The 10,845-nt window shown below is 34.6% G+C and carries 7 protein-coding genes; 1 reads left to right on the top strand and 6 read right to left on the bottom strand.

Features of this window, described 5'->3' with window-relative positions; translation table 11 throughout:
• The 6 genes from OM075_RS15075 to OM075_RS15050 form a co-directional block, all read right to left on the bottom strand.
• Window positions 1-2,774: IgGFc-binding protein (locus OM075_RS15075; RefSeq protein ID WP_301191362.1), on the bottom strand; the 2,774-nt coding region annotated here is incomplete at its 3' end.
• A 93-nt stretch (window positions 2,775-2,867) separates the two neighbouring features.
• On the bottom strand, window positions 2,868-3,077 hold the full coding sequence (locus OM075_RS15070; protein WP_301191361.1) for a hypothetical protein: 210 nt from the start codon (window positions 3,075-3,077) through the stop codon (window positions 2,868-2,870).
• Window positions 3,078-3,627: 550 nt separating this feature from the next.
• The gene (locus OM075_RS15065) at window positions 3,628-4,914 is read right to left on the bottom strand and encodes a hypothetical protein (RefSeq protein ID WP_301191360.1); all 1,287 of its coding nucleotides are present in this window, start codon (window positions 4,912-4,914) and stop codon (window positions 3,628-3,630) included.
• Window positions 4,915-5,015: 101 nt separating this feature from the next.
• Window positions 5,016-6,068, bottom strand: a complete 1,053-nt coding sequence (locus tag OM075_RS15060; protein WP_301191359.1) for a polysaccharide deacetylase family protein — start codon at window positions 6,066-6,068, stop codon at window positions 5,016-5,018.
• Window positions 6,037-6,915 (bottom strand): glucosaminidase domain-containing protein, encoded by an 879-nt coding sequence (locus tag OM075_RS15055; protein WP_301191358.1) that lies wholly within the window; start codon window positions 6,913-6,915, stop codon window positions 6,037-6,039. Before OM075_RS15055 ends, OM075_RS15060 begins: the two co-directional genes overlap by 32 nt.
• 19 nt (window positions 6,916-6,934) lie before the next feature.
• Window positions 6,935-8,179 (bottom strand): ABC transporter permease, encoded by a 1,245-nt coding sequence (locus OM075_RS15050; protein WP_301191357.1) that lies wholly within the window; start codon window positions 8,177-8,179, stop codon window positions 6,935-6,937.
• Window positions 8,180-8,419: 240 nt separating this feature from the next.
• On the opposite strand from OM075_RS15050, the gene OM075_RS15045 reads away from it, so the two are divergent.
• The gene (locus OM075_RS15045; protein WP_301191356.1) at window positions 8,420-10,681 is read left to right on the top strand and encodes an aconitate hydratase; all 2,262 of its coding nucleotides are present in this window, start codon (window positions 8,420-8,422) and stop codon (window positions 10,679-10,681) included.
• The last annotated feature ends 164 nt before the right edge of the window (window positions 10,682-10,845 follow it).

Genomic DNA, 10,845 nt, shown 5'->3' with positions numbered 1-10,845 from the left:
ATTACAACCTCAGTTTCGTTGGTACAGCCTGTTGCTTTATCGGTTACAACAACACTAAATGTAGTTAAGACTGGTAAACCACCATCAGCTGGAATGGCCAATGCACCTGTCCAAACGAAAGTATAATCATCTACATTGCCAGAAGTCAGAATATCATCATTGAAAATATTGATATCAAAACCATCTGTTTCATCAGCACAGTAAGTTGCCGAAGTCGCATGTAAAGCTGGATCTGGATTGACGGTGATTACTACATCAGTTTCGCTGGTACAGCCTGTTGCTTTATCTGTTACTACAGCGCTAAATGTAGTTGAGACTGGTAAACCACCATCAGCTGGAATGGCCAATGTGCCTGTCCAGACAAAGGTATAATCATCTACATTTCCTGAAGTTAGGATATCGTCATTGAAGATATTGATATCAAAATCAACTGCTTCATCTGCACAGTAAATTGCTGAAGCTGTTTGTAAAGCTGGATCCGGATTAACGGTAATCACAACCTCTGTTTCACTGGTACAGCCTGTTGCTTTATCAGTTACGACAGCGCTAAATGTAGTTGAGACTGGTAAATCACCATCGGCTGGAATGGACAACGTGCCTGTCCAAACGAAAGTATAATCGGCTACATTGCCGGAAGTAAGGATATCTTCATTGAAGGTATTGATATCAAAATCTGCTGCTTCATCGGCACAATATATAGCGGAAGTAGCTTGCAATGCAGGATTGGGATTGACGGTAATATTAGCAACTGCCGTGCTAGTACAAGAAGTTATTTTATTAGTAACAACTACACTAAATACATTTGTAACTTGTGTTCCTCCATCATCCGGAATAGATAGAGAACCAGTCCAATCAAAAGTATAATCTTCTACAACACCTGAAACCAGCACATCATCATTGTAATTATTAATATCAAGTCCTACTGCCTCATCGGCACAATAAGTATCCTCAATATCTCGAACTGCAGGATCTGGATTCACATAAATAGTCACTAAAGCCTTACTAGTACAGCTGGTAACAACATGAGTAACTACGACATCAAAATTGTTAATAGTTCGAGAGTCTCCATCTTCAGGAATAGACAAAGATCCGGTCCAGTCAAAAGTATAATCTTCTACACTGCCGGAAATAAGAACATCATCGTTATAATTACTTATATTAAAATCAACTGTTTCATCAGCACAAAAAGTATCTTCAGCATTTTGCACTTCAGGATCTGGGTTAACATAAATAGTCACCTGAGCAGTACTGGTACATCCAGTATCATCATTGGTTACAACAACGTTAAAAACATTAGTTGTGCGTGTACCACCGTCTTCGGGAATACTTAAAGACCCTGTCCAATTGTATGTATTTCCCATTGAACTACCAGAAACCATTACCCGATCCTCATAATCTTCAATGGAAAAACCAGCTGCTTCGTCTGCACAATAGGTATCCTCAACATTTTGAACATCCGGATTCGGATTAAACACTAAAGACATACTTTGTGAAAATGAACAATTTCCATTATTCTCGGTCCCTATGACATAATAAGTTCCGGTTGATGTGGCATTATAAACGTTGGCTGTAGATAAAATCTCATCACCGGTTTCGTTTGAAAACCATTGGTAGCTTTCCATTCTATCTTTGGCAGTTAACTCTATTAAGTCACCATCACAAGCCTCTTCTTCACCATCTACCCAAAATGAATTATATGAAGAGAAATATCCAAAGCTTATACTCCCCAATACACTCTCACTAGCTCCATTTTCATCCAGAATACATAAATGAAAAACACCGGTAGTATTTACTAAAGTATATGGTTCACCAACTGCTAAATCACTCATTTTAACAGCACAACACTCCCATGCCTCCTGTCCTGTATCCTGTCCGGAAATTGGGGCCCAGCTGTTATTATAGCTACTAAAATCTATTTGATTCCCCTTGCTATCGTATAGTATAAAAGAAGCGTCATCTTTCTTTTTAACTACAATATTTACCCAGAATTCTCTATCTAAAACCCTGGTAAAAGAAACTGTATTGGAACCATTACAATTATAATTGGGCAAAATGGCACTCCCCAATTCATTAGCATAATCAGTAGATTCATTTACCAAACCGGTGACCTGATATGCATATACATTTTTATCAGCAAAAATATACAAGGCATGGTCAGGTATATCAAAGACAACTATTTCTCCTTTTCGCAATGGTGTAGAATTACTTGTGTTATTATTGATAACAACAGTGGTATTATCCTCTATTGCCATAACATACACTTGTTGCACTGAATTTTGATTTTTATTACTATCAGAATCCTTGCTAGTATTTACAGCTATATATTCAGTACCAATTGCATCTACAGGAATAAGTTGATCACCAATTAAGTCACTTACCGTATCTACAAAATTCTGCATCACACCATCATCCGAAATTGTAACAGCAACAACTCTGTCTGATGTAATTTCAGTTCCTGCCAGAGCTCCTAAAACAGAACTCTCCAAAGAATAAGTCTGGCCTTTATCTAAAACAATTTCAAATGTAATATTAGCCGGATGACCATTAATATTAGTTGTTGGAGTAATTTGTATTGTTGTATGATCAACTGTAGCTACAATATCTACTTTTTCATTAGCCGAACTATGATATTCAGGATTAGCCGGATCGTTATATATTGACGGAATAAAAAATCTTTTTCCTAAGGCACTTCCACCTTTTAAAACAAACTTTTCTGAATTGTTGGGATTACTTACTTCATAGTATGCTGAAATATCTGCATCTGAAACAATCAATAAACCTTTTGAATTTATTGTACCTGAAGGTGTATTCTCTACATCTGCAATATTTAATTCTATACTGACCGTATTATTTGCGGGTATTGTTACTTACCCTAGAATCCGATCATTTTCTGCCGGTAACAGAATCTGCACATTGGCATCAGAATCATATGCTGTTATTCTTAAAAAAACAGGTTCTTCACCATTTGTGGAAGAAATATCAGGGGCAACAAACCAAAACTCCTGATCAACCTGACCATATATATTTAAAGCTGAAAACCCTAGTAACAGTGATAATAGAAAAAATACTTTTGGCATATATTTAGATTATTTGGTTCCATAAATACGGGGGAGGAACACAAACTCCCTTTAACAACTTGCGATGAGACTAATACCAATTAATTGGATATACAGGAACAAAACTTCAACAGATTTGTATTAGATGAGCTGAACAAAAAGAACATGAATATTATATAAACTGTCTTTTGCAACTTAACGATACGCATTAGCTATAATTAAATACGCCTTCTGTTTCAATAAGTTTCCTTGAATACAGCCTGTTACAGGAGTTTAAGAATGCCTTCTAAATTGAACTATAGTAGTTCATCAATGCATTTTTATCATTTATTAACAATTCATGTTCTTTAATCACATAATCCAAACAAATAAAAAAGTGATATTTTTGTTATTTTTTTCAAAAACACCTGTAACAACAACGTTTTCATACGTTTCGAATATATTATTCAATAAATTAAGTATTTTACAATTTGGCACAAAAAAAGTGCATGATCCACAACTGAACCATGCACTTTATTATATCATATTCGACAATCGAATCAATCTTTTATGGAATAGTTTCTACCATAAATTAATAGTGAATACCTTTAACCTGAGGATTTGCTAAAGAACCTTTTACTTCAAAAACAATGTCATCTCCTTCCATTGGGAAGGTAAATCCTAACATCTGTTCAATATTTTGAAGACTATTTTTAACTCCCGGATTAATATCTGAAATTTTAAGATTAAAGGCCTCTATTTCTGATTCATTGGGAGCGTTAAATTTCATGTTTAAATCTGCTAATAAATTAGCTTTAAATGCAGGTAACAATATACGGGTATCTTCAACCGTCAACTTTCCATCTTTTAAGTGTGAGTTGACTAAAAATTCATTTATTTTTAAATCATCAGTAGTTAATCCTACCATAGACAGTTGCGCATTTAACTGAACTTTTTGTTCTTCAGGAACTTCAAAACTCATCCCTTTTAAATCCATATGAATATCAAATTCAGGTTCCATACCTTCCATAGGATTATCTTCTGACCCAAACTTAAATTTACCCGACATATCATTTTCAAAAGAATCAATAGAATATTTAAAACCCGACAACATAGGATTTTCAATACTTACAGTTCCATTGCTATGAGATGCTGAATTAAAAGCAATGGATTTTGGTTTAAAATCATCTATTTTTAATCCTTCATATTCCATATCAAATTCGCCCTCCATATCATAATCTGAAGTTAAAAACTCCATCTCATTCAAAGTAATATGATGTGTATCCGGGTTAAAAAGAAGTCTGCATTTACCTGAGGTAATCTCTTTATCAGCATACATTGCTGCATACATTTTAAATTTATCCTGATTAATAAAATCAGAGCTCATCCTTAGATTCTTAACATCAAAATACAATTCCTGTTTTTCTGTTGGCAGTTGTGCCATTAATGTTTCTTTATTAAACTGATCTAAAGATCCGTCGAACTCCAAATTTAATTTTTCAGCCTCCATCACAGCAATGGTCTCTCCCATGTATAAATCTAACTCATCAAATTTAAGATTTAAGAAAGTTAGTTTCTCCAATTTTCCATTTTGCGACAACTCCAGTGCTTCTTTATATTTCATATTAACACCAAGCTTGTCCGCTTGTAAAATTTGCTCCTTTTCTTTACTTTTCACATCCAGATTATAAAAGGTAAATTCAGAGAAAAGAGGATTTACTCTTAATTTAGTATAGGAAAACTCAAAAGGAAAAACGCCTTTATCTATTCCTAGTTTAAGATTTTCATCAACCTTTTGAGCCAGCTGAATTCCATAAACAAAATTTCCCAATAATGTTATGGCAATCAACACGCCTACTGTAATAAATATTTTTCTCATCTGCTTAAAAATTACTTTTGTTTACCAAATGAAATGCTATGAAATTTTAATACTTAACAGGTAATATTCAATGCTTAAAATTTCATGTATGTTCCATTCGTTTAATTTAAATATTTAGGGTTTATAAATAACATACTCCACCAATACCAATCACCGTTTTTACTTTTCGATGTAAATGTAAGTAATGCCCTGCGCTTATTTGCAGGCATCGTTATATTTACATTTATTACACCATCTTTGATCGTGAACAGTTTCGGCTCATATTGATTATTGAAAAAGCAATTCAAGGAACTAAAATTATTAGAATCATCCAACCTTAATTCTATAGAATACTTTTGTTGTGCCGATAAAACGATTGGACCTGGTTCATTGGTTTGTATAGGCAATGATTTCATGGCTATTCTTTGCGTAAATTTATCCATACCAAAATGAGCTCCTGAAGCAGGGAAACGGGGAATTGCATAAAGATTGGAATTACAATCCCATACTCCGGAATTTTGAGCAAATGCCAGGTTGTAACCTCGTTCTTTTAAAACACGTTCCATTGTGTTATCAAACTCTCCATAAGGATATGCATATACCTTTGGAACAAAACCCAAATGCTCAAGAAATAATTGCTCAGACTTTTCCAGATCTTCAATAAAGGCCTGTATCCGTTCCTCTTTTGATATATTTAAAAAATATGAATGCGCATGAGAGTGCGAACCAATCTGTATGCCGGCTTTTACCAGCTCTTTAATTTGTTCCCAATTCATATAATCCGACCACCCAACACTTTCTGTATTTATAAATATGGTTGCTTTACAATTATACTTCTTTAAAAGCGGAAACCCATTTTTATAAAAGGATACAAAACCATCATCTACTGTTATAAATACCTTCTGATTACCGGAATCCTGATTTAAAGACAGTTGGTTTATTGTAAAGGTTTTAATATGGTTATCGTTTAAATATTTCAGCTGCTGCTCAAACAACTGCTTAGTTGTATTAGTTGTAGGATATCTGTTATCTCCAAATCTGTGATATACCAAACCAACAGCGTTAAAGTCAGCGGTAAAATGATAATCTGAAACCTTGGTTACCTGTCCATCACAAGCCTGAGAAAATATAATAACAAGTAAGCTAATCCAATAACTTTTTCCAAATCGTATCATTTTTATTGATTTTAGCCAATCTGTAACTATCATATATATGAAGATCATTAAATTCAATCATATTGCGCAAATTCTGAACATATGCAAATCTTTTCTCTGAATAATTATTCAAATACCAGATTAAACGATATGGATTATCTGAGTAAAGCCTCATCTCTCTAAATTGCTTATAGGCATTAGCTCTTGCTATAGTCTCCAGATAATCATAAACCGACTCAAAAACGGAATCATACTTGCGCAAATAAACGGTATTATCACCTCTCGACTGTCCTGCTTTAATTCTCTTTTCGGATGAATTATATGACCATATTCCAAAAATATTATTGCCTTCTCTGCAAAAACGGGAAGTAGCCCAACCACTCTCTATTGCCGCCTGAGCTATTATAATAGATACGGGATGTGGATAAAGACGTTTAATCACATCATTAACATCATCGGTCTTGTAAAACACTTTCAAACTATCCAGATACAAGGAATCTCTTTCGCTGGCTACCCCATTATTAATAGCAGCATTAATTTTCAGAACCCGTTCTCTTTTTAAGTCCATCTTTTGGCAAGCTAACAAAACCGATGGAAGCATTAAATCAATAAACTTCTGCGTACGTTCTTTGTAATGAATTTCCCTCATATCAGGAATTGAACTATATAAAACAGGATTAACAACCTCTGAGGTTATCTCTGCAATGGAATCAACAGAGCTACAATCACAAACAATAATATTTGTTCCTTCAATCTGCTTTTTATTATTACTACGATTAAGAAAATATAAAACAAGGGCAGCTATAATCATTCCTGCCAATGGAATATACTTTTGACTGGTAAGTACTTTTTTTAACTCACTTTGCATGTATCATTTTAATTAAAGATTACTCATATCTAAGAGATTCTATTGGTTCTAATTTAGAAGCTTTTATAGCAGGCATTAATCCTGAAAGTAAACCAACCAATAAACACAAAACAATGCTGATTATAATCCATCCCCAGGGAACAACAAAACCACTATTTAAAACCATTGATAATAAATTCCCAACTAATATCCCCAATAAAACACCTCCAATTCCGCCCAAAACTCCAATTGTAATGGACTCCATTAAAAACTGATTACGGATGGCTCTTTTATTGGCACCTATTGCTTTTCTAATTCCTATTTCACGTGTTCTTTCGGTAACTGCCACAAGCATAATATTCATTAATCCTATGGCTGCACCAAACAATGTTATAAAACCAATAATATTGGCAATTATTGTAACATTGGATAAGTTTTCTATTAACATACGCGAAAGATTATCACTCTTTACAATATTAAAATTGTTCTCATCTGTTGTTTTTAATCTTCTTACTAACCTAAATGTACCAGTAGCTTCACTTACTGCGGCATCTACCTGCGAGGGATTGTTTGCCTTAACCTCAACTTTAAAAGACATTTGCGGACGACTAAAATATTGCCTCACATTACTTACAGGCAATAAAATAATATTATCACTCTGACCTCCAAATCCGGCTCCTTTTTCTTCCAGTACTCCTATAATCTTATATCTGCCCGAAGCCAATGAAATCACTTTATCAACTGCACTAATTTTACTTGGGAATAACTTTTTATATAAAGCAGATCCAATCACTGCTACATTTCTGCCATTTTCAATATCCTGCTTTAAAAACCCTCTCCCTTCTTTTATAATGTGCCCCGATGTTGTTATAAAATTCTCATCAATTCCTATTACACTAACATTGGGGTTTGATTTGTTTGATTCATACTTTATGGTTGCATTACCTGAAGCAACATACGAAATGGTAACAACAGCCGGAAAATGAAATGATTCTTTAAACTCTGTTGCTTCTTTATATGAGATATAGCCAAAACTCTTGGTTCTATGTCTTTGCTTACCGATAACAATGTTTGATCCTCTGCTTTCAATAGTAAAAGTATTGGCTCCCATACTTGTAAAGTTACTTGAAATAGCTGTCTCTATTGATTTTACCGCAGTAATAATACCTACCAAGGCCGTAATTCCTATTACAATAATCAGAATCGTTAAGATTGTTCTTAATTTATTAGATTTTATTGCTCCAAAAGCAATCTTAACATTTTCAATGAATAGTTTTGAAACCATGATACAGGTTTGTTCTTAAATTATTTTATAAATATAATAAAATGACATACATTTTAAACTTTTTACAGAATGTTTGGTTACTATTTAAACATGACAAAAAGCATATTAATTCATTTTTTTTATATTTTTGTGTTCTTCCAATTTTAAATAACAGAATCAAATAAAAATGTTTGATAACGTTTTTTGCTCAACCCTAATTTTATACTTAAATTACAAAAACTTTAAAATAATATTATAGCTATGGCCTTTGACATTGACATGATTAAGAAAGTGTACGCCCAAATGGGAGAAAAAGTTGATAAAGCTAGAACCATCTTGGACAAACCACTTACTCTTACAGAAAAAATCCTTTATGCCCATCTTGCTGAAGATACGAATGAAGCATTTACAAGAGGTGAATCTTATGTAAACTTTAATCCTGACAGGGTTGCCATGCAGGATGCTACTGCACAAATGGCTTTGCTTCAGTTTATGCAAGCCGGAAAAGATAAAGCTGCTGTGCCATCTACTGTGCATGCAGACCACCTAATACAGGCAAAAGTTGAAGCAGAAAAGGATTTAGCCACAGCTAAAGTATCAAACAAAGAAGTTTATGACTTTTTAAGCTCGGTAACAAACCGTTATGGCATTGGATTCTGGAAACCGGGTGCTGGTATTATTCACCAGGTAGTTTTAGAAAATTATGCTTTCCCGGGAGGTATGATGATTGGAACAGATTCTCATACTGTAAATGCAGGTGGTTTAGGTATGGTTGCCATTGGTGTTGGTGGTGCTGATGCCGTTGATGTAATGGCAGGAATGCCTTGGGAACTTAAATTTCCAAAATTAATTGGTGTTAAGCTTACAGGAAAACTAAATGGCTGGACTGCTCCTAAAGATATCATATTAAAAGTTGCCGGAATCTTAACTGTAAAAGGTGGTACTGGTTGCATTGTTGAATATTTTGGAGAAGGTGCCGAATCATTATCCTGTACTGGTAAAGGAACCATTTGTAACATGGGTGCAGAAATTGGAGCCACAACTTCTACATTTGGTTATGATGCATCCATGGAGCGTTACTTGAGAGCTACAAACAGAGATGATGTGGCCAATGCAGCTAACGAAGTAAAAGATTTGCTTACTGCTGATGCTGAAGTATATGCCAATCCTGAAAAATATTTTGATCAGGTAATTGAAATTAATCTTGATGAACTTGAGCCACACTTAAACGGACCTTTTACTCCGGACCGCGCTACTCCTATCAGTCAAATGCGTGAAGAGGCTGAGAAAAACGGTTGGCCATTAAAAGTAGAAGTTGGTTTGATTGGTTCATGTACAAACTCATCATACGAAGATATTTCAAAAGCTTCATCAGTTGCTGAAGACGCTGTTAAAAAAGGATTAAAAGCTAAAGCTGAATTCTCAATCACTCCTGGTTCTGAACAAGTACGTTATACTATCGACAGAGATGGAATGGTTGATACCTTTAAAAAGATTGATGGAGTGGTATTTGCCAATGCTTGTGGACCTTGTATTGGTATGTGGGCTCGTATGGGTGCAGAAAAACAAGAAAAAAATACCATTGTACACTCATTTAACAGAAACTTTGCGAAACGTGCAGATGGTAATCCAAACACCTATGCTTTTGTTGGATCTCCTGAATTAGTGACTGCTTTAGCTATTGCCGGAGACTTAGGTTTTAACCCTATTACCGATACCTTAGTGAATGATAAAGGCGAAACAGTAAAACTGGAAGCGCCCACAGGAAATGAGTTACCTCCTAAAGGTTTTGATGTTGAAGACCCGGGTTATCAAGCTCCAGCTGAAAATGGTTCTGGTATCGAGGTCATTGTTTCTCCGGAAAGTGACAGACTTCAATTACTAACTCCTTTTGCAGAATGGGATGGTAAAAATATTACCGGTGCTAAGCTTTTAATTAAGGCTGAAGGAAAATGTACTACTGACCACATTTCTATGGCTGGTCCTTGGTTAAAATATCGCGGACACCTTGATAATATTTCAAACAACATGCTTATTGGTGCTGTTAACAAGTTTAACGGTGAAACAAACAAAGTTAAATCTCAGCTTACAGGAGAGTATGGTGAAGTTCCAGCTACTCAAAGAGCTTACAAAGAAGCTGGAATCCCTACTGTTGTTGTTGGTGATCACAACTACGGAGAAGGTTCTTCAAGAGAGCATGCAGCTATGGAACCAAGACATCTTGGCGTTAGAGCTGTATTGGTAAAAAGTTTTGCACGTATTCACGAAACAAACCTAAAAAAACAAGGTATGTTAGGTTTAACTTTTGCCAACGAAGCTGACTACGATAAAATTCAGGAAGACGATACTTTCAACTTTATTGATCTTGTTGATTTTGCACCTGGTAAGCCATTAACCATTGAAGTGGTTCATGCTGATGGTTCAACAGATTCTATTGTTGCAAACCACACTTATAATGCACAACAAATTGAGTGGTTTAAAAATGGTAGTGCTTTAAATTTAATTAAAAAGCAAAACGCTTAATTAAGAAGACTTTGCTTCAAAATATCAAGGCTGTTCATTTTTTGAGCAGCCTTTTTTATTTGTTATCATACCGCATTAACAGGAATAAATGACTCAACAATATGCGCATATTATTCTTCGATAAGTTTTATGATTTCGTTTTGTAATTTTTTCAAATCATTACA

Source organism: Plebeiibacterium sediminum (assembly GCF_026013605.1).
Classification (GTDB): Bacteria; Bacteroidota; Bacteroidia; order Bacteroidales; family Marinilabiliaceae; genus Saccharicrinis; species Saccharicrinis sediminus.
This window is presented reverse-complemented; position numbering and strand designations above follow the sequence as displayed.